Consider the following 20,465-nt stretch of genomic DNA (forward strand, 5'->3'; position numbering starts at 1 on the left):
GAGTGTCCCTGATCGCTTCTGACCACTTCCGCATCGTCGTCGGCCTCGGCAAGAGCGGCATGTCCCTGGTTCGCTTCCTGGCGAGCCGGGGCGTTGCTTTTGCAGTGGCCGACACGCGGGAAAATCCACCTGAGCTCGCCACGCTGCGCCGTGACTACCCGCAGGTGGAAGTGCGTTGTGGCGAGCTGGATGTCGATTTCCTGTGCCGTGCCGACGAACTTTACGTCAGTCCCGGCCTGGCCCTGGCAACTCCGGCCCTGCAGGCCGCCGCTGCCCGTGGCGTGAAGCTCTCCGGCGATATCGAACTGTTCGCGCGTAACGCGAAAGCCCCGATCGTCGCCATCAGCGGTTCCAATGCCAAGAGCACGGTGACCACCCTGGTAGGTGAAATGGCCGCCGCTGCAGGCAAGCGTGTGGCTGTGGGCGGTAACCTCGGCACACCCGCCCTGGATCTGCTCGACGACGACATCGAGTTGTATGTCATGGAGTTGTCCAGCTTCCAGTTGGAGACCACTGACCAGCTCGGTGCCGAAGTAGCCACCGTGCTGAACATCAGCGAAGACCACATGGACCGCTACAGTGGTCTGCCCGCGTATCACCTGGCCAAGCACCGGATCTTCCGTGGTGCCCGGCAAGTGGTGTTCAACCGCCAGGACGCCCTGACCCGGCCGTTGGTGGGTGAGGGCCTGCCGTGCTGGAGCTTTGGCCTGGGAGCGCCCGACTTCAAGGCTTTTGGCCTGCGCGAGGAGAATGGCGAGAAGTACCTGGCTTTCGAGTTCCAGAACCTGATGCCGGTGCGCGAGCTGAAGATCCGCGGCGCCCATAACCAGTCCAACGCCCTGGCGGCACTGGCCCTGGGGCATGCGGTGGGCCTGCCGTTCGATGCCATGCTGGCGGCCTTGCGCACCTTTGCCGGCCTCGAGCACCGTTGCCAATGGGTTCGCGACCTGGATGGCGTGGGCTACTACAACGACTCCAAGGCCACCAATGTGGGGGCTGCCCTGGCGGCCATCGAAGGCCTGGGTGCGGATATCGATGGAAACATCGTGCTGATCGCCGGTGGCGATGGCAAGGGCGCCGACTTCAAGGACCTGCGTGACCCTGTGGCGGCCAACTGCCGCGCAGTGATCCTGATGGGGCGTGACTCGGAGCAGATAGGCGAGGCCATCGGTGAGGGCGTGCCGCTGATTCGTGTCGGCTCGCTGCTCGAAGCCGTGCAGCAGTGCCGTTCGACCGCACGACCAGGGGACGTGGTGCTGCTGTCGCCCGCGTGCGCCAGTTTCGACATGTTCAAGAACTATGAGGACCGTGGTCACCAGTTCGTCCACATCGTGGAGGCGCTGGCATGAACCTGAGGAACATCATCAAGCCGTATCCATCGCCGATTATCACGGGACGTGGCGTCGACCTCGATTTCCCGATGCTCGCCGGTTGCCTGACGCTGCTCGGCCTGGGGCTGATCATGATCGCTTCGGCATCCACCGAAGTGGCGGCGGCCCAGTCCGGCAGCGCTCTGTACTACATGATCCGGCACCTGATCTACATCCTGCTGGGCCTGGGGGCGTGCATCGTCACCATGATGATCCCGATCGCCACCTGGCAGCGCCTGGGGTGGATGATGCTGATCGGTGCATTCGGCCTGTTGGTGATGGTGATCATCCCGGGCATCGGCCGTGAAGTGAACGGCTCGATGCGTTGGATCGGCTTCAGTTTCTTCAACGTCCAGCCATCGGAGATCGCCAAGGTCTTCGTGGTGATCTACCTCGCCGGCTATCTGGTGCGCCGGCAGAAGGAAGTACGCGAAAGCTGGATGGGCTTCTTCAAGCCATTCATCGTGCTGTTGCCAATGGCCGGCCTGCTGCTGATGGAACCGGACTTCGGCGCCACCGTGGTAATGATGGGGGCCGCGGCCGCGATGCTGTTCCTTGGCGGCGTCGGGCTGTTCCGGTTCTCCTTGATGGTGGTGCTGGCGGTGGCGGCGGTGGTGCTGTTGATCCAGATGCAGCCCTACCGGATGGCGCGTTTGACCAACTTCGCCGACCCGTGGGCCGACCAGTTCGGCGCCGGCTACCAGCTGTCCCAGGCGCTGATTGCCTTTGGACGGGGCGAGTGGCTGGGCGTTGGCCTGGGCAACAGCGTGCAGAAACAGTTCTACCTGCCTGAGGCGCATACCGACTTCGTGTTCTCGGTGCTGGCCGAGGAGCTGGGTGCCGTGGGGTCGCTGTGCACCGTGGCCCTGTTCGGTTTCGTCTGTATCCGTGGCATGTACATCGGCCTGTGGGCGGAGAAGGCCCGGCAGTTCTTTGCTGCCTATGTCGCCTATGGTTTGTCGTTCCTGTGGATCGGCCAGTTCCTGATCAACATCGGGGTGAACGTCGGCCTGTTGCCGACCAAGGGGTTGACCTTGCCGTTCCTCAGTTATGGCGGCAGTTCCCTGGTGATCTGCTGCGCCTGCCTTGGCTTGTTGCTGCGTATCGAATGGGAGAGCAGGACCCATCTGGGCAGCGAAGAGATGGAGTTCAACGAAAGTGACTTTGCCGAGGAGCCGAACCATGGGCGCTAACGTGCTGATCATGGCGGGCGGCACCGGTGGCCACGTGTTCCCGGCGCTGGCCTGTGCCCGCGAGTTCCAGGCGCGCGGCTACACCGTGCACTGGCTGGGCACGCCCCGGGGTATCGAGAACGAGCTGGTTCCAGCAGCAGGCCTGCCGTTGCACTTGATCAACGTCACCGGGCTGCGCGGCAAGGGCAAGTTGTCGTTGCTCAAGGCACCTTTCGTGTTGTTGAAGGCGGTACTCCAGGCGCGGCGCATCATTCGCCAGCTCAAGCCGGTTTGCGTACTGGGTTTTGGTGGTTATGTGACCGGGCCCGGCGGTGTCGCTGCCAGATTGTCCTCGGTGCCCGTCGTCGTTCACGAGCAGAACGCAGTTGCCGGTACCGCCAATCGGCTGCTGGTGCCGTTGGCCGCCCGAGTCTGCGAAGCTTTCCCGGACACCTTCGGGGCCTCCGGTAGCCGCCGCACCACGGGCAATCCGGTACGCACCGAGCTGTTCCTCGATACACCGCGCGAGGCCCTGGCCGGACGCAAGGCGCGTTTGCTGATCCTAGGCGGAAGCCTGGGCGCAGAGCCGTTGAACAAACTGTTGCCGGAAGCCCTGGCACAGGTCGCCCCCGAGCTACGCCCGGAGGTGTTCCACCAGGCTGGCAAAAACCACGATGAAGTCACTGCAGAGCGTTATCGCGCCGTTGGCGTCGAGGCTCAGGTGCAGCCCTTTATCAAAGACATGGCCCAAGCCTATGGCTGGGCCGACCTGGTGGTCTGTCGCGCAGGTGCGTTGACCGTCAGCGAACTGGCTGCTGCCGGTCTGCCCTCGATGCTGGTGCCTCTGCCCCATGCGATCGACGATCACCAGACTCGCAATGCCGAATATTTGGCTCGTGAAGGCGCTGCTTTCCTGATGCCGCAAAGAACGACTGGTGCAGCGGACCTTGCCGCTCGCCTGACAGAGGTTTTGATGCAACCAGAACGACTCGACAACATGGCCCGGGCCGCACGCCGCCTGGCCAAACCCGAAGCGACCCAGGACGTGGTGAAGATCTGCCTGGAGGTGGCCCATGGTTGAGAATCAAAAAGCCATGCCGCAACCGGAGATGCGCCGCATCCGCCGTATCCACTTCGTCGGTATTGGCGGCGTGGGCATGTGCGGGATCGCCGAGGTGTTGATGAACCTCGGCTATCAGGTCTCCGGCTCCGACCTCAAGTCGTCGGCCGTTACCGAGCGCCTGGAGTCCTTCGGTGCCCAGATCTTTATCGGCCACCGTGCCGAGAATGCCGCCAATGCCGACGTACTGGTGGTGTCCAGCGCGGTCAATACCTCGAACCCTGAGGTCGCCACGGCCCTGGAGCGGCGTATTCCGGTGGTGCCACGGGCAGAAATGCTCGCTGAGCTGATGCGTTACCGCCACGGTGTAGCCGTGGCCGGTACCCATGGCAAGACCACCACCACCAGCCTGCTGGCCTCGGTATTCGCCGCAGGTGGCCTGGACCCGACCTTCGTCATCGGTGGCCGGCTCAATGCCGCAGGTACCAATGCACAGCTGGGCACCAGCCGCTACCTGATCGCTGAAGCCGACGAAAGCGATGCCAGTTTCCTGCATCTGCAACCGCTGGTGGCCGTGGTGACCAACATCGACGCCGACCACATGGCGACCTATGACGGCGACTTCAACAAGCTGAAGAAGACTTTCGTCGACTTCCTGCACAACCTGCCGTTCTACGGGCTGGCGGTGATGTGCCTGGACGATCCGGTGGTCCGCGAGATCCTGCCGCAGGTCAAGCGTCCTACCGTGACCTACGGCTTCAACGAAGAAGCCGACGTGCGGGCGATCAATGTTCGCCAGCAAGGCATGCAGACGTTCTTTACCGTGCTGCGCCGCGACCGCGAGCCGTTGGACGTGTCGGTGAACATGCCGGGCAACCACAACGTCCTCAACTCCCTGGCGACCATCGCCATTGCCACCGATGAAGGCATCAGCGATGAAGCCATCGTCCAGGGCCTGTCGGGCTTCCAGGGTGTGGGTCGACGCTTCCAGGTGTACGGCGAGCTGCCGGTGGAAGGTGGCAACGTGATGCTGGTGGACGACTATGGGCACCACCCGACCGAGGTCGCCGCGGTGATCAAGGCCGTCCGTGGTGGTTGGCCGGAGCGCCGCCTGGTGATGGTCTACCAGCCGCACCGTTTCAGCCGTACCCGTGACCTGTATGACGACTTCGTGCAGGTCCTGGCCGATGCCAACGTGTTGCTGTTGATGGAGGTCTATCCGGCCGGCGAAGAGCCGATCCCCGGTGCCGACAGTCGCCAGCTGTGCCATAGCATCCGCCAGCGTGGCCAACTGGACCCGATCTACATCGAGCGTGGCGTCGACCTGGCGCCGGTGGTCAAGCCGCTGCTGCGTGCTGGCGATATCCTGCTGTGCCAAGGGGCCGGTGATATCGGCGGCCTGGCGCCCAAGCTGCTCGCCAGCCCGTTGTTCGAAGGTGCCGTGGCGGCTGGCAAGGGAGCATTGAAATGACTGCTGCCTACGCCAACCTGTTCTCCACCGTAGCGCCGGCCGATTTCGGTCGCGTGGCCGTGCTGTATGGCGGCAAGAGCGCCGAGCGCGAGGTTTCGCTGAAGTCCGGCAAGGCCGTGCTCGAAGCCCTGCAAAGCGGCGGTGTGGATGCGTTCGGCATCGACGTCGGCGACGACCTGTTGCAGCGCTTGCTGAACGAGAAGATCGATCGCGCCTTCATCATCCTCCACGGTCGTGGTGGTGAGGACGGCAGCATGCAGGGCCTGCTGGAGTGCCTGGGGATCCCCTACACCGGCAGTGGCATCCTCGCCTCGGCCCTGGCCATGGACAAGCTGCGGACCAAGCAGGTCTGGCACAGCCTGGGCATTCCGACTCCACGCCATGCGGTGCTGAGCTCTGAAAGCGACTGTATTTGCGCAGTGGCGGAACTGGGCATGCCTTTGATCGTCAAACCGGCCCATGAAGGCTCCAGTATCGGTATGGCCAAGGTGACCACCAGCTCCGAATTGATCGAGGCATGGAAGGCGGCCAGTACCTATGATTCGCAAGTGTTGGTCGAGCAATGGATCCAGGGTCCGGAGTTCACCATCGCGACCCTGCGTGGCCAGGTCCTGCCCCCTATTGCCCTGGGTACTCCCCATACTTTCTACGACTACGACGCCAAGTACCTGGCATCCGATACCCAGTACCGGATCCCTTGTGGCCTGGATGCCGACAAAGAGCAGGAACTGATGGAGCTCACGGCCAAGGCCTGCGAGGCGCTCGGTATCGCCGGTTGGGCGCGGGCCGATGTGATGCAGGATGCCCAGGGGCAGTTCTGGTTCCTGGAAGTGAATACCGCTCCAGGCATGACCGATCACAGCCTGGTGCCGATGGCCGCCCGCGCGGCCGGTCTGGATTTCCAGCAGCTGGTATTGGCCATCCTGGCAGCCAGTCTTGAGGCGCGAGGTTAAGTCCATGCAAGGCGCATCGCTTCGTCATCAGCAACCTGCAGCACCCGGCCGCAAGCCGGTGCCGCGGGGTGCCAGCCGGATGGTGGCCAAAGAGCCGATGTCGGTGCGTCTGCCGAAGGCCAATTTCGGCTTTCTGAAAGGTTTGTTCTGGCCGGTGCTGTTGGTGGCCCTGGGGTTCGGCACCTATGAAGGTGCCCAGCGCCTGTTGCCTTATGCCGATCGCCCGATCACCAAGATCGCGGTGCAAGGGGACTTGAGCTACATCAGCCAACAAGCGGTGCAGCAGCGGATCGCGCCTTACGTCGCGGCGAGCTTCTTCACCATCGACCTGGCGAGCATGCGCACCGAGCTGGAGCAGATGCCCTGGATCGCTCATGCCGAGGTACGTCGGGTGTGGCCGGACCAAGTGGTGATTCGCCTGGAAGAACAACTGCCTGTGGCCCGTTGGGGCGATGAGGCACTGTTGAACAACCAGGGCCAGGCCTTCACCCCGCGTGAGCTGGCGAACTATGAACACTTGCCGCAGTTGTTCGGGCCGCAGCGGGCCCAGCAGCAAGTGATGCAGCAGTATCAGGTGTTGAGCCAGATGCTGCGACCGCTGGGCTTTTCGATCGCCCGTCTGGAGCTGCGTGAGCGTGGCAGTTGGTTCCTGACCACCGGTGCCGGCAGTGCCGGCCCGGGTATCGAGTTGCTGCTGGGTCGCGATCATCTGGTGGAGAAGATGCGCCGCTTCATTGCCATTTATGAAAAAACGCTGAAAGAACAGATCACGAACATCGCGCGCATCGATCTGCGCTACGCCAACGGCCTGGCCGTCGGCTGGCGCGATTCGGCGGCACCCACGACGGCGCGGCCCGCTGTCGCGAAGAATTAAGAAGAGGCAGGACCATGGCAAATGTGCAAAGCGGCAAAATGATCGTCGGCCTGGATATCGGCACCTCCAAGGTGGTGGCGCTGGTAGGCGAAGTCGCGGCCGATGGCTCGCTGGAAATCGTCGGTATCGGCACCCATCCATCCCGCGGCCTGAAGAAGGGCGTGGTGGTGAATATCGAGTCCACCGTGCAGTCGATCCAGCGCGCAGTGGAAGAGGCGCAACTGATGGCGGGCTGCCGTATCCACTCGGCGTTCGTCGGCGTGGCGGGTAACCACATCCGCAGCCTGAACTCCCACGGCATCGTGGCGATCCGTGATCGCGAGGTCAGCTCGGCGGATCTGGAGCGGGTACTCGACGCTGCCCAGGCCGTGGCGATTCCAGCGGACCAGCGTGTCCTGCACACCCTGCCGCAGGACTACGTGATCGATAACCAGGAGGGCGTTCGCGAGCCCCTGGGCATGTCCGGCGTGCGCCTGGAAGCCAAGGTCCACGTGGTGACCTGTGCGGTGAACGCGGCGCAGAACATCGAGAAGTGCGTGCGCCGTTGCGGCCTGGAGATCGACGACATCATCCTCGAGCAGTTGGCCTCGGCCTATGCGGTGCTCACCGACGACGAGAAGGAACTGGGCGTGTGCCTGGTGGATATCGGCGGCGGTACCACCGATATGGCGATCTTCACCGAGGGCGCGATCCGCCACACGGCGGTGATCCCGATTGCCGGCGACCAGGTGACCAACGACATCGCCATGGCCCTGCGGACTCCGACCCAGTACGCCGAAGAGATCAAGATCCGCTACGCCTGTGCCCTGGCCAAGCTGGCCGGTGCCGGCGAGACCATCAAGGTGCCGAGCGTTGGCGATCGTCCGCCACGCGAGTTGTCGCGCCAGGCCCTGGCCGAAGTGGTCGAGCCACGCTACGACGAGCTGTTCACCCTGATCCAGGCAGAACTGCGTCGCAGCGGCTACGAAGACCTGATCCCGGCGGGCATCGTGCTCACCGGCGGTACATCGAAGATGGAAGGTGCGGTGGAACTGGCCGAAGAGATCTTCCACATGCCAGTCCGCCTGGGCGTGCCCCACAGCGTCAAGGGCCTGTCCGACGTAGTGCGCAACCCGATCTATTCCACCGGTGTCGGCCTGTTGCAATACGGTTTGCAGAAGCAGTCCGACGGCATCCAGTTCTCCGGTATCGGCAACCGCGACAGTTACAGCAGCGACGAGCCCAAGGCCGCCTTGATCGATCGAATCAAGAGCTGGGTGCAGGGCAACTTCTGATAAGCAGTTTCAAGCGACACGTTTCAAGCAGTACGCAGTAAAAGCAGTAGGCAGTAGGCAGTAGGCGAAAAACTAGAGAAATGAAAGGAGAGGGAAAATGTTCGAACTCGTAGACAACATCCCGCAAAGTCCGGTAATCAAGGTTATCGGCGTAGGCGGTGGCGGCGGCAACGCGGTCAATCACATGGTCAAGAGCAACATCGAAGGCGTCGAGTTCATCTGCGCCAACACCGATGCTCAAGCGCTGAAGAACATCGGCGCGCGGACCATCCTGCAACTGGGTACCGGCGTGACCAAGGGCCTGGGTGCGGGTGCCAACCCGGAAGTCGGCCGCCAAGCCGCTCTGGAGGACCGCGAGCGTATCGCTGAAGTACTGGCGGGCACCAACATGGTGTTCATCACCACGGGCATGGGCGGCGGTACCGGTACCGGTGCGGCGCCGATCATCGCCGAAGTGGCCAAGGAAATGGGCATCCTCACCGTTGCGGTGGTGACTCGTCCGTTCCCGTTCGAAGGCCGCAAGCGCATGCAGATCGCCGATGAGGGCATCCGCGCGCTGAGCGAAAGCGTCGACTCGTTGATCACCATCCCCAACGAGAAGTTGCTGACCATCCTGGGTAAAGACGCCAGCCTGCTGTCGGCTTTCGCCAAGGCGGACGATGTATTGGCCGGTGCCGTTCGCGGTATCTCCGACATCATCAAGCGTCCAGGCATGATCAACGTCGACTTCGCCGACGTTCGTACCGTCATGAGCGAAATGGGCATGGCGATGATGGGTACCGGCTGCGCCAGCGGTCCGAACCGTGCGCGCGAAGCCACCGAGGCGGCGATCCGCAACCCGCTGCTGGAAGACGTGAACCTGGAAGGCGCTCGCGGCATCCTGGTGAACATCACCGCAGGTCCTGACCTGTCCCTGGGCGAGTACTCCGACGTGGGTAGCATCATCGAGGCCTTCGCGTCCGAGCACGCCATGGTCAAGGTCGGTACCGTTATCGATCCGGACATGCGCGACGAGTTGCACGTGACCGTGGTAGCAACCGGCCTGGGTGCGAAGATCGAGAAGCCTGTGAAGGTCATCGACAACACCGTTCAGACCTCCATGTCGTCCGCGCAGTCGCAAGCGCCAGCCCCTGCTCGCCAGGAGTTGCCGTCGGTGAACTACCGCGACCTGGATCGTCCGACCGTGATGCGTAATCAGGCGCAATCGAACGCGGCGACCGCAGCGAAGTTGAATCCGCAAGATGATCTGGACTACCTGGACATCCCGGCATTCCTGCGTCGTCAGGCCGATTGATGGAATGTATCAGGGGTATTAGGGTGATTGGTGTTCAGCAAAGGCATGGTCTGCTATTATCGCCAGCCTTTGTTGATACCAGTTCGCAATTTGCGCTGAAGCGGCCCAAGCCATGATTAAACAACGCACCCTGAAGAATATTATCCGTGCCACAGGTGTAGGCCTGCATTCCGGGGAGAAGGTATACCTGACCCTCAAGCCTGCGCCTGTCGACACCGGCATTGTGTTTTGTCGTGCCGACCTGGACCCTGTGGTGCAGATCCCTGCTCGCGCGGAAAATGTTGGCGAAACCACTATGTCGACGACACTGGTCAACGGTGACGTCAAGGTGGACACGGTGGAGCACTTGCTCTCGGCCATGGCTGGCCTGGGCATCGATAACGCCTACGTCGAGCTCTCCGCGTCCGAAGTCCCGATCATGGATGGTAGCGCCGGACCCTTCGTATTCCTGATTCAATCTGCCGGCCTCGAAGAACAGGACGCAGCTAAGAAGTTCATCCGCATCCTTCGTGAAGTGACGGTGGAAGACGGCGACAAGCGCGCCACTTTCGTACCTTTCGATGGTTTCAAAGTGAGCTTCGAGATCGATTTCGATCACCCGGTTTTCCGTGACCGCACCCAGAGTGCAAGCGTGGATTTCTCCAGTACTTCGTTCGTAAAAGAAGTCAGTCGCGCCCGTACCTTTGGTTTCATGAGTGATATCGAGTACCTGCGCAAGCACAACCTCGCACTCGGCGGCAGCGTCGAAAACGCCATTGTGGTCGATTCGGATGGCGTGCTGAACGAAGACGGTCTTCGCTACGAAGACGAGTTCGTCAAGCACAAGATCCTGGATGCAATTGGTGACCTCTACCTGCTGGGCAACAGCCTGATTGGTGAGTTCAAAGGCTTCAAGTCGGGCCACGCACTGAACAACCAGCTACTGCGCAAGTTGATTGAGCAGAAAGATGCCTGGGAAGTGGTGACCTTCGAAGATGCCAGCACTGCACCGATCTCTTACATGCGTCCAGTCGCGGCCGTGTAAGTAACACTCTCTTTCCTTTTATTTTGAAGGCCATCCCCCCGGATGGCCTTTTTTTATGCCCGGGTTTCAGGCGCTGCGCCTGGAACAGCCCTGGGACATATTGGAAACCACTCGGTTGCGTCCGCTGGACTTGGCCTGATACAGCGCCTTGTCGGCGTTGTTCAACCACTCCTGCTGGCTGGCACCCGGGTTGCCCGACCAGGTATTGATGCCGATGCTCACGGTCAGGGAAGCGGCCTGTTCGCTGATGGCCGGCAAGTCCTGGATGCTGGTGCGGATCTTTTCCGCTAATAGCGAGGCCCCGACGGTATCGGTGCCGGGTAGAACCACGGCGAATTCCTCGCCGCCGTAGCGGGCTGCCAGATCGGTCGGCCGGCCGATGCAGGCCGCGATGGTTTGTGCCACCAGATGCAACGCCTGGTCCCCCATGGGGTGGCCGAAGCGATCATTGAAATTCTTGAAGTGATCGACATCGATCATCAGCAGCGACAGCGGTTGGAGTGAGCGCTGGGCCCGGGCCCATTCATTTTTCAGGGCCAGGTCCAGCGTACGGCGATTGGCCAGGCCGGTGAGGGCGTCGATGGAGGCCAGGCGAGCCAGTTCCTGCTCGGCGTTGTGCCGGCGTCGTAGTTCACGACACAGCAACAAGGTCAGCCAGAGCAACGCGATGCACAGCGCTCCCGTAGCGCCGCTGACCAGCAGCGCGGTGCGCCGCCACGAGCCGAAGACTTCGTCGGTAGCCAAGGCGACGATGACGATCAACGGCAGGTCGCCAACCTTGGAGAAGGTGTACAGCCGTGGCATCTGGTCAACGCTGGAAATGCTGCTGAAGCTGCCATAGCCCTCACGCAGGAAACGTACGAAGTTGGGACGCTGGCTGAAGTCCTTGCCCACCAGGTCGTCGGCCAGCTGTGGTTGTTGTGCCAGGAGGATGCCTTCTCGGCTGATCAGGTTGATCGTGCCGTTGCGGCCGATATCGAGGTTCTTGAACAGTTGGTTGAAATAGCTCAGGCGCATGGCCGCCTCGGCGACGCCCTGGAACTCGCCGTTCTCGCCATTGAGGCGACGGCTGAAGCTGATGCGCCAATCCTGTTCGGTGGTACGGGCACGGAATGGCCGGCTGATCATCATCCCCGGTGCCGGGTTGGCGGCATGGAGTCGGAAGTACTCACGATCGGCGAAGTTGGCCTTGCGTGGCTGCACCGAGGCCGAGTCGGCAAGGACGTCGCCGTGCTTGTCCAGCAACAGGATATCGCCCTTGTAGGGGGCGGCGCTGGCACGATCGAAGAGAGCCAGGTGGCGAATGGCGGCGGAAACATGATCCAGGTCGCTGCGTTGTGCCGCGCTGATCAGCCCTTTGAGCGACTGATCGTAGAGTTCCACGTTACGCATCACATCGGCATCGATCAGTTGCACGATGTTGTTTGCGGCACGAATGGCGGCCTGTTCGGCGGAGGCACGCTCGCGAATCAGCAGGAAGGTGACGATGCCGAGGATGGCCGCGACGATCAGCGAACTGGCCAGGATCAACAATCGTTCGGAGTTTGATGCGGGTGTCCCTGTGCGGGATGTCGCACTGCTCAAGCTCATGGTTCTGATTTTTGCTACCTCGAGGATTTTCGAGCCTTGTGTGGGCGACCGGGCAAAGCGATCGATCCCTGGCGCTTGTATAAATCCCACATAAACAAAAGGCCAGCAACACTTGCTGGCCTTCTATTTATAGCGTCTTAGAAGACATTGATCGGGTAGTCGACGATCACACGGTATTCGTCGGTGTCGTTATCCACGACGCGGTAACCATTGCCACCCCGGTTGGTTGCCCATTGCAGGCGCACCGCCAGGTCCTTGGCCTTGCCGCCCTGCACCACGTACTTGATATCCAGGTCGCGTTCCCAATGCTTGGCATTCTTGCCATCGGCGCTGTACCAGCTGGAGTAACCAGGGCTGTTCGGATTGACCTTGGTCAGGTCCAGCTCGCCGCGCGAATAGGATAGCGCCGAGGTCAGGCCAGGCAGGCCGATGCCGGCGAAGTCATAGGCGTACTTGAGCTTCCACGAGCGTTCGTTGGGGCCGTTGAAGTCCGAGTACTGCTGGGAGTTGTCCAGGTAGATGCTGTCACCCTGGTTGATGTAGTCGAACGGTGTATTGCCGTTGACCCGCTGGTAGGCGGCGGTGACGCTGTGGCTACCTACGCCGACGGTGAAGTGCAGGCTGTAGGTGTTGTTGTCGATGTTGCCCAGCAGGGCCTTGCCGGTGTCCTGGGTGTGGTAGTAGTGCAGGCCGGGGTTGAGGCTGACCAGGTCATTGACCGCGTAGGTGTAGTCCAGGTCGTAGTAGTACTGGTTCCAGATGTCCTTGAGCTCGGAGGCATAGAGGCTGCTGGTCAGTCCCGGCACGCCGCTCCAGGCCACCCCGGCCCAGTTCAGGTGACGGCTTTCGTCATTGCTGGGCAAGGCGCCGTAGGCGGTACCAATGCGCTTGTGGCCGCTCTGGTTGTAGAGCTTGGTGAAGCTGGCCTGGCCACCTTCGATCAACCAGCCGTCGAAGCTGTGGTTGGTCAGGCTCACGCCACGGAAAGTCTGCGGCAGCATGCGGCTCATGCCCCCGGCGATCACCGGGTTGTTGAGGAACAGGTCACCGGCTTTCAATTCGGTGTCGAAGGCGCGCATCTTCAGGGTCGCGCCGGCGGTGGAGAAGGAGCCCGGGGCCTTGCCGCCGTCCTTGCCGCTGCGGCTGATCGGCAGGATGCTCGAGCCATCGGTGCCGCCACCGCCATCGAGCTTGAGGCCGAGCATGGCATTGGCATCCACGCCGAAACCGACGGTGCCCTCGGTATAGCCGGACTGGAAAACCCCCAGGAAGCCTTGGCCCCACTCGATGTTGTCATCCTTATGCTGTTGGCGGTTGCGGTTCATGTAGTAGTTGCGGGCGTTGAGCTTGAGGCTCGAACCGGCGACGAAACCCTCGGTCGCGCTGTCCTCGGCGGCTTGTGCGAGGCTCGGGATAGTTGCAGCGATTGCAATGAATAGTGGGCTGACCTTTAGCGAAGTCCTAAACAACGTGTTGCTCCTTTGGTGGGTGAAGATAGTTTTTTATTTTGAATTCGGTGTGTTCTTGTTCTGTACATGACGAACGTGCCGGGGATTTCTCCACGACAAAAAAAAGCCGCTGGATTCAGCGGCTTTAAGACAACTTACTCGGCATTGAAAACAGAGAAGTTGTCGAGGGAAACGAGTCGTTGGCTTGGATCAACTGTCCTTTTGGGCATCAGCCTTGCTGTGCTCGGCAGTGATCTTCTGGGCTTGCTGACTGTTCTGCTGCTGGGCCGCCTGGGCGATCTGTGCTTGTTCGAACGCGGCGGCGCGTGCGGCATTGCGTGCGATGAAAGCCTGGGACTCTTCGGCCATGGCGGCTGGCGCCACGAACAGGGAAGACAAGACGAACGCGCTGGCAATACCCATGCTGTTGGACATTTCTGAAGACCTTCTTGCAGAGCAAGTTCAATTCGGTGCGACAAAAATATAACCACGATGAGGCTGGAAAAAGAGCCGAACAGGATAAGGACTGTTACCAAAAAAACAACAGTCAAGAGCGCGATGGTTGCAGGATTTTGCCGCCTCTTGTCCCAGGTCAGGTGTTGGCGGCGGTTTCAGCGGGGCAGGTAGAGACCGAAGGTATTGATCCCTCGATCGCTGCGCACGAAGACGTCGCCGCCGTGCATCAGGGCGATGGCCTTGACGATGGCCAGGCCCAATCCATGGTTGGCGCCGCTGTTGCTGCGTGAGGCGTCCACCCGGTAGAAACGCTCGAACAAGCGCGGCAGGTGTTCGCTGGCGATGCCCTGTCCCGGATTGCTGACGGCGATCGCCACTTGTTGTTCCTGAACCTCGATCCGGACCCGGATCACTTCGCCGGCGGCGGTGTGCTGCACGGCGTTGCTCAGCAGGTTGATCAGCGCCCGGCGCAGGTGGGCGATCTCGATGCGGACCTGGGCGTCGCCCTGGACCTCGACCCTGACCTGGGCGTCTTCGAGGATGAAATCCAGGTAGTCCAGGGTGGTCGCCACCTCCGTGGCCAGGGAGGTGCTGGTGAGCTTGGTGGCCTTGCTGCCCTGGTCGGCGCTGGCCAGGAACAGCATGTCGTTGACGATCGAGCGCAACCGTTCCAGTTCTTCGAGATTCGATTGCAGCACCTCGAAGTAGTGCTCCGCGGAGCGCCCCCGGGTCAGGGCCACCTGGGTCTGGCCGATCAGGTTGGTCAGTGGCGAGCGCAGCTCATGGGCCACGTCGGCGTTGAACGACTCCAGGCGCGAGTAAGCCAGTTCGACCCGTTCCAGGGTGGAGTTGAACGAGTTGACGAACTGGCTCAGCTCCGGTGGCAGCGGTGACAGCTGCAGGCGCCCCGAGAGCCTTGGCGGGGCCAGGCGCTGGGCTTCCTGGGACAGCTTGATCAGCGGCTTGAGGCCGATCCGCGCCACCCAATAGCCCAGGGCCGAGGCCAGCAGAACGCCGACGATGGCCAGGCCGATCAAGGCAATCAGCAACTGGTGCTGGGTTTGGTGGAAGGCCTCGGTGTCGATGGCAATCAAAAAGCGCAGGGGCGGGCGCTGTTCCTTGGCCGGCAACTGGCTGACCAGCACCCGCAACGGATAGGGATGCTCGTCCAGGCTCAAGTCGCGCATGCCCAACGGGCCCTGGGCAAAGGCGCGGAGCCGCGCATCGGGATTGCCGTATTCATAGTCCGGGTCGCCGCTGATGGCCCAGAAGCGGATGCGCTTGTCTTCCTCGCTGAGCAGCTTGAGCTTGGCGCTGATCTTGCCCCAGTGTTCGGGGTTGCCATAGCGGGTCAAGGCTGACTCCAGCACGCTGTAGCGCGCATCCAGCTCGGCCTCCGGCAACTGGCCCAGGCCCTTGTCCACCTGTTGATAGAGCGCCCCGCCGATCAGCAGGAAGATCAGCAGCGCCACCAGGGTGAACAAGCCGCTCAGGCGCAGGGCGATGGAGTTACTCGGCACTGCGGTTCTCCAGTACGTAGCCCATGCCGCGGATGGTATGCAGCAACTTGTGTTCGAAAGGCCCGTCGAGCTTGGCCCGCAGACGCTTGATCGCCACCTCCACGACGTTGGCGTCGCTGTCGAAATTGATGTCCCAGACCATCTCGGCAATGGCGGTCTTGGAGAGGATCTCACCCTGGCGCCGTGCCAGCACACTGAGCAGCGAGAACTCCTTGGCGGTCAGGTCCAGGCGAGTACCGGCGCGGCTGGCCTTGCGACTGATCAGGTCGATCCACAGGTCGGCGATGCTGATTTGCACCGGTTCGTGGCCGCCACTGCGCCGGGTCAGGGCCTGCAATCGAGCCACCAGTTCGAGAAAGGAAAACGGCTTGCCCAGGTAGTCGTCGGCGCCATCGCGCAGGCCCCTGATCCGGTCTTCCACCCGTTCTCGGGCGGTGAGCATGATCACCGGGGTCTGCTTGCGCGCGCGCAGGGCCCGCAGCACGCCGAAGCCGTCCAGGCCCGGCAGCATGACATCGAGCACGATCACGCCATAGTCGGCTTCCAGGGCCAGGTGCAGGCCCTCGATGCCATCCCGGGCCAGGTCCACGGTATAACCTTGCTCGGTCAATCCGCGATGCAGGTAGTCCGCGGTTTTTTCTTCGTCTTCGATAATCAGAACGCGCATGACCCGCCTCAGGTATTGGTTGCCGGCAACAGGGCCGGCCGGGGCCGGTGGAACAGCCGCTCGAGCCACAAGTATATGACCGGCGTGGTGAACAGCGTCAGCGCCTGGCTCACCAGCAGGCCGCCGACCACGGCGATGCCCAGGGGCTGGCGCAGTTCGGCGCCAGTGCCATAGCCGAGCATCAGGGGCAAGGCGCCGAGCAGGGCGGCCAGGGTGGTCATGATGATGGGGCGGAAGCGGGTGAGGCAGGCCTGGTAGATCGCTTCCTGAGGCGCCAGGCCGCCTTGGCGCTGGGCTTCGAGGGCGAAGTCGATCATCAGGATGCCGTTTTTCTTGACGATGCCGATCAGCAGTACCAGGCCGATCAGCGCCATGATCGAGAAGTCCTGGCCACACAGCCAGAGCATCAGCAAGGCGCCCAGGCCCGCCGAGGGCAGGGTGGAAATGATGGTCAAAGGATGCACGAAGCTTTCGTACAGCACCCCGAGGATGATGTAGACCGCCACCAGCGCGGCGAGGATCAGGTAGGGCTGGCTGGCCAGGGAGCTCTGGAACGCCTGGGCTGCCCCCTGGAAGTTGCCGCTGATGGAGGCTGGCATGCCGATCTGGCTCTTGGCCTGGTCCAGCAGGATCACCGCGTCGCCCAGGGCCACGCCGGGGGCCAGGTTGAACGACAGGTTGGCCGCCGGGAACATGCCGTCGTGGGCGATCGACAACGGCCCCACGGTGGGTGGATCGAAGCGCGCCAGGGCCGAGAGTGGGACCATTTCCCCGGTCAGCGGCGAGCGCAGATAGAAGTAGCTGAGGCTCTCGGCCTTGCCCCGTTGCCGGGTGTCGAGTTCGAGGATCACGTTGTACTGGTTGACCTGGGTCTGGAATTCGTTGATCTGGCGCTGGCCGAAGGCGTCGTACAACGCCTCGTCGACATCGCTGGCCGTCAGGCCGAAGCGGCTTGCAGCGACCCGGTCGATCTCTATGTGGGTGATGCTGCCACCCAGTTGCAGGTCGTTGGAAATATCGCGAAAGGCCGGGTTGCCACGCAGTTTCTCGGTCAGGCGCTGGGTCCAGGTGCTCAGGGTCGCACCGTCGTTGCTCTTGAGCACGTACTGGTACTGGGCACGGCTCGGACCGGAGCTGAGGTTGATGTCTTGGCCGGCCCGCAGATAGAGGGTGATCCCCGGCACCTTCATCAATTGCGGGCGGATGCGATCGATGAAGGCGCTGGCGGAGACGTCTCGCTCGCCGCGTTTTTTCAGCGAGATCCAGAACCGTCCGTTGGCGATGGTCTGGTTGCTGCCCGATACCCCCACCGAATGGGAGAACGCCTGCACCGCGGGATCGGCGGCGACGATTTCGGCCAGGGCCTGGTGTTTTTTCACCATGTCCGGGTAGGAAATATCCGCCGCAGCCTCGGTGGTACCAAGGACGAAACCGGTGTCCTGCACCGGGAAGAACCCCTTGGGAATCAGGACGTAGCCCGCGATCGCCATGGCCAGGGTCAGGCCGAAGATGCCCAGCATCAGTTTCTGGTGCGCCAGGGCCTTGCGCAGGCCACGCTCGTACAGGGCCAGCAGGCGCTCGCCGAAGCCCGGCTTGCTATGGGGCGGATGTACCGGAGCGCGCATGAACAGCGCTGCCAGGGTCGGCGCCAGGGTCAGCGAGACCACCACCGAGATCATGATGGTCGAGGTGGCGGTCAGGGCGAACTCCTTGAACAGCCGTCCCACCACGCCGCCCATGAACAGCAACGGAATGAATGCCGCCACCAGGGAGAAGCTGATGGACACCACGGTAAAGCCGATCTCCCCGGCGCCCTTGATCGCCGCCTCACGCATGCCGTCGCCGGCTTCCAGGTGGCGGTGGATGTTTTCCACCACCACGATGGCATCGTCCACCACGAACCCCACGGCGATGACGATGGCCACCAGGGTCAGGTTGTTCAGGCTGAAGCCCATCACGTACATCAGCGCGCAACTGGCGGTCAGGGACACACCCAGCACCGCCGAGACGATCAGGGTCGCCGACCACTGGCGCAGGAACAGCGCCATCACCGCCACTACCAGCAGCACGGCGATCAGCAGGGTGATCTCCACCTCATGCAGCGAGGCGCGGATGGTCTGGGTGCGGTCCACCAGCACCTTGACCTGCACCGAGGCCGGCAGCATCGCCTCCAGGCCAGGCAGGGCCGCCTGGATACGGTCCACGGTCTCGACGATATTGGCGCCTGGCTGGCGCGAGATCACCAGGTTGACCCCGGGCTGGTCGCCGGACCAGGCCTGGACATAGGCGTCTTCCGGGCCGTTGACCACCCGGGCCACATCCTGCAGGCGTACCGGTGCGCCATTCTTGTAGGAAACGATCAGCTGGCCGTATTCCTCGGGATGGAACAACTGATCGTTGGTGGACAGGGTGGAAATGCTCGACTCGCCGTACAGCGCGCCCTTGGCCAGGTTGAGGCTGGTCTGCTGGATCGCCAGGCGGATGTCGGCCAGGGTCAGGCCGATGGCCGCCAGCTTGTCCGCCGAGGCCTGGACCCGGATCGCCGGGCGCTGCTGGCCGGTGATGTTGATCTGGCCGACCCCGTCGATCTGGCTGAGTTGCCGGGCCAGCAAGGTCTCGGCGTAGTCGCTCAGTTCGGTCCCGGGCATTTGTGTGGAACTGATGCTGAGGATAAGCACCGGGCTGTCGGCGGGATTGACCTTCTTCCAGGTAGGCAGGGTGGGCATGTCCTTGGGCAGTTTGCCGGCCGCGGTGTTGATCGCCGCCTGCACTTCTTGCGCTGCGGTATCGATGCTTTTGTCCAGGGTGAACTGCAAGGTCAGCAGGGACGTGCCCAGGGCGCTGCTGGAGGTCATCTGGGTCATGCCGGGAATGGCGCTGAATTGCACTTCCAGCGGCGTGGCCACCGAGGAGGCCATGGTGTCCGGGCTGGCCCCGGGCAGGGCGGCGGAAACCTGGATGGTGGGGAACTCGGCCTCCGGCAGTGGCGCCACCGGCAGCCGTGGGAAGGCGATCAGGCCAAGCAATACCAGGGCAAAGGTCAGCAGGACGGTGGCGACCGGATGATCGATGCACCAGGCGGAGATCGAGCCTTGGCCCTTCATGGCTTGGACTCCGCGGCCTGGGCCACTTGGGGCGGATCGCTCAGTACCTGGACCTGGGAGCCGGGCTTGAGTCGCGACTGGCCGTCACTGACCAGCAGGTCGCCGGCCTGGACGCCGGAAATGATGTTCAGGCCGCTGTCCTGGTACAGCACTTGTACGGGGACGGCCTCCACCTGCTGGCCCTTGAGCCGGTACACGAAGTGTTGCTCCAGGCCGCGCTGGACCACCGTCGGTGGCACGGTCAGCGCGCCCTGGTCCAGGGCCGTCTGGATCTTCACCGTCACCAGTTGCCCGGGCCAGAGCACCTGCTGGGCATTGTCGAACTCGGCCTTGGCGCGGATGGTGCCGGTGCCGCTGTCGACCTGGTTGTCGATCAGGGTCAAGTGGCCGTTGCCCAGTAATGCTCCGGGGCTGTCGCTGTCCGCGCCCTGGTAGACCCTGACTGCCGCAGGGTCCTGGGCCCGGAGCAGGCGTTGCAAGGTCGGCAGCATTTGCTGGGGCAGGGAGAACTCCACGGCGATGGGGTCGATCTGGGTCACTGAGAACAGGCCCTGGCTGTCCGTCATGCGCAGGAAGTTGCCTTCATCCACGGTGCGAATGCCGACCCGGCCGGAAACGGGGGAGCGAATCTGCGTATAGGACAGTTGGACCTGGGCAGCATCGATGGCTGCCTGGTTGCCCTGGACCGTGGCGTTGAGCTGGTTGACCAGGGCCAGTTGCTGGTCGTAGGTCTGCTTGGAAACCCCGTCATCCACCGACAGCAGCTTGTAGCGCTTGAGGTTGACCTGGGCCACCTGGAGCTGCGCCTGGTTCTGCGCCAGTTGCGCCCGCGCCTGGTCCAGGGCAGCACGGATCGAACGGTCGTCGATGCTGGCCAGCAGGTCGCCGGCCTTGACCAGTTGCCCCTCCTTGGCCAGCAACTTGGTGAGAATGCCATCCACCTGAGGCCGGATGACCACGCTGTGCAGTGACAACACCGAGCCGATACCGCTGCTGTAGCGCGGTACATCCTGGCGGGTCACCTGCACCACCCGCACCGGAATCGCCGTGGGAGTGGCTAGCCTGGTGGTCGCCGGCTTGTTCAGGAACCACGCAGCACCCGCGGCCAGGGCCACGAGCAGGACGGCGCAGACGACGGATTTCTTGGTAATGGGCATGGGAGTAGGGCGCCGGGAGCGATGATGTCGG

General features: G+C 62.6%; 16 protein-coding genes. 9 read left to right on the forward strand and 7 right to left on the reverse strand.

What is annotated here, in order from left to right; all coding sequences use genetic code 11:
• Positions 1-2: 2 nt before the first annotated feature.
• The 9 genes from murD (at position 3) to lpxC (ending at position 10,492) form a co-directional block, all read left to right on the forward strand.
• Complete coding sequence (murD, locus tag C4K39_RS22585; protein WP_068578843.1) at positions 3-1,349, forward strand: UDP-N-acetylmuramoyl-L-alanine--D-glutamate ligase; 1,347 nt, start codon at positions 3-5, stop codon at positions 1,347-1,349.
• Positions 1,346-2,563, forward strand: a complete 1,218-nt coding sequence (gene ftsW, locus C4K39_RS22590) for a putative lipid II flippase FtsW (protein ID WP_068578845.1) — start codon at positions 1,346-1,348, stop codon at positions 2,561-2,563. The genes murD and ftsW overlap by 4 nt, the downstream gene beginning before the upstream one ends.
• On the forward strand, positions 2,553-3,623 hold the full coding sequence (gene murG / locus C4K39_RS22595; RefSeq protein WP_068578846.1) for an undecaprenyldiphospho-muramoylpentapeptide beta-N-acetylglucosaminyltransferase: 1,071 nt from the start codon (positions 2,553-2,555) through the stop codon (positions 3,621-3,623). The genes ftsW and murG overlap by 11 nt, the downstream gene beginning before the upstream one ends.
• Positions 3,616-5,073 carry a UDP-N-acetylmuramate--L-alanine ligase gene (murC, locus tag C4K39_RS22600; protein WP_068578847.1) on the forward strand — a complete coding sequence of 486 codons (1,458 nt, stop codon included), beginning with the start codon at positions 3,616-3,618 and terminating at the stop codon, positions 5,071-5,073. Before murG ends, murC begins: the two co-directional genes overlap by 8 nt.
• Positions 5,070-6,026 (forward strand): D-alanine--D-alanine ligase, encoded by a 957-nt coding sequence (locus C4K39_RS22605; protein WP_068578849.1) that lies wholly within the window; start codon positions 5,070-5,072, stop codon positions 6,024-6,026. Before murC ends, C4K39_RS22605 begins: the two co-directional genes overlap by 4 nt.
• A gap of 4 nt (positions 6,027-6,030) precedes the next feature.
• The gene (locus tag C4K39_RS22610) at positions 6,031-6,900 is read left to right on the forward strand and encodes a cell division protein FtsQ/DivIB (protein WP_068578850.1); all 870 of its coding nucleotides are present in this window, start codon (positions 6,031-6,033) and stop codon (positions 6,898-6,900) included.
• A gap of 14 nt (positions 6,901-6,914) precedes the next feature.
• On the forward strand, positions 6,915-8,174 hold the full coding sequence (ftsA, locus tag C4K39_RS22615) for a cell division protein FtsA (protein ID WP_068595669.1): 1,260 nt from the start codon (positions 6,915-6,917) through the stop codon (positions 8,172-8,174).
• 97 nt (positions 8,175-8,271) lie between these two features.
• Positions 8,272-9,468 carry a cell division protein FtsZ gene (ftsZ, locus tag C4K39_RS22620; protein WP_022640798.1) on the forward strand — a complete coding sequence of 399 codons (1,197 nt, stop codon included), beginning with the start codon at positions 8,272-8,274 and terminating at the stop codon, positions 9,466-9,468.
• A 112-nt stretch (positions 9,469-9,580) separates the two neighbouring features.
• Complete coding sequence (gene lpxC / locus C4K39_RS22625) at positions 9,581-10,492, forward strand: UDP-3-O-acyl-N-acetylglucosamine deacetylase (protein ID WP_011063304.1); 912 nt, start codon at positions 9,581-9,583, stop codon at positions 10,490-10,492.
• 66 nt (positions 10,493-10,558) lie between these two features.
• On the opposite strand, the gene C4K39_RS22630 is transcribed toward lpxC, so the two are convergent.
• From C4K39_RS22630 to C4K39_RS22660, 7 genes are all read right to left on the reverse strand, one after another.
• Positions 10,559-12,082, reverse strand: coding sequence for a GGDEF domain-containing protein (locus tag C4K39_RS22630; RefSeq protein WP_124347452.1), 1,524 nt, complete (start codon positions 12,080-12,082; stop codon positions 10,559-10,561).
• Positions 12,083-12,219: 137 nt separating this feature from the next.
• Positions 12,220-13,551 (reverse strand): OprD family porin, encoded by a 1,332-nt coding sequence (locus C4K39_RS22635; protein ID WP_124347453.1) that lies wholly within the window; start codon positions 13,549-13,551, stop codon positions 12,220-12,222.
• A 189-nt stretch (positions 13,552-13,740) separates the two neighbouring features.
• Positions 13,741-13,965, reverse strand: a complete 225-nt coding sequence (locus C4K39_RS22640; protein ID WP_068578862.1) for a hypothetical protein — start codon at positions 13,963-13,965, stop codon at positions 13,741-13,743.
• Positions 13,966-14,141: 176 nt separating this feature from the next.
• Entirely contained in the window at positions 14,142-15,506 is a 1,365-nt protein-coding gene (locus C4K39_RS22645) for a heavy metal sensor histidine kinase (protein WP_124347454.1), read from the reverse strand.
• Positions 15,496-16,173 carry a heavy metal response regulator transcription factor gene (locus C4K39_RS22650; RefSeq protein ID WP_068578867.1) on the reverse strand — a complete coding sequence of 226 codons (678 nt, stop codon included), beginning with the start codon at positions 16,171-16,173 and terminating at the stop codon, positions 15,496-15,498. The genes C4K39_RS22645 and C4K39_RS22650 overlap by 11 nt, the downstream gene beginning before the upstream one ends.
• An 8-nt stretch (positions 16,174-16,181) precedes the next feature.
• Positions 16,182-19,277, reverse strand: coding sequence for a multidrug efflux RND transporter permease subunit (locus C4K39_RS22655; RefSeq protein ID WP_124347455.1), 3,096 nt, complete (start codon positions 19,275-19,277; stop codon positions 16,182-16,184).
• On the reverse strand, positions 19,274-20,434 hold the full coding sequence (locus tag C4K39_RS22660) for an efflux RND transporter periplasmic adaptor subunit (protein ID WP_124347456.1): 1,161 nt from the start codon (positions 20,432-20,434) through the stop codon (positions 19,274-19,276). Before C4K39_RS22660 ends, C4K39_RS22655 begins: the two co-directional genes overlap by 4 nt.
• Positions 20,435-20,465: the final 31 nt, after the last annotated feature.

Source organism: Pseudomonas sessilinigenes (assembly GCF_003850565.1).
In the GTDB taxonomy this organism is placed as follows: Bacteria; Pseudomonadota; Gammaproteobacteria; order Pseudomonadales; family Pseudomonadaceae; genus Aquipseudomonas; species Aquipseudomonas sessilinigenes.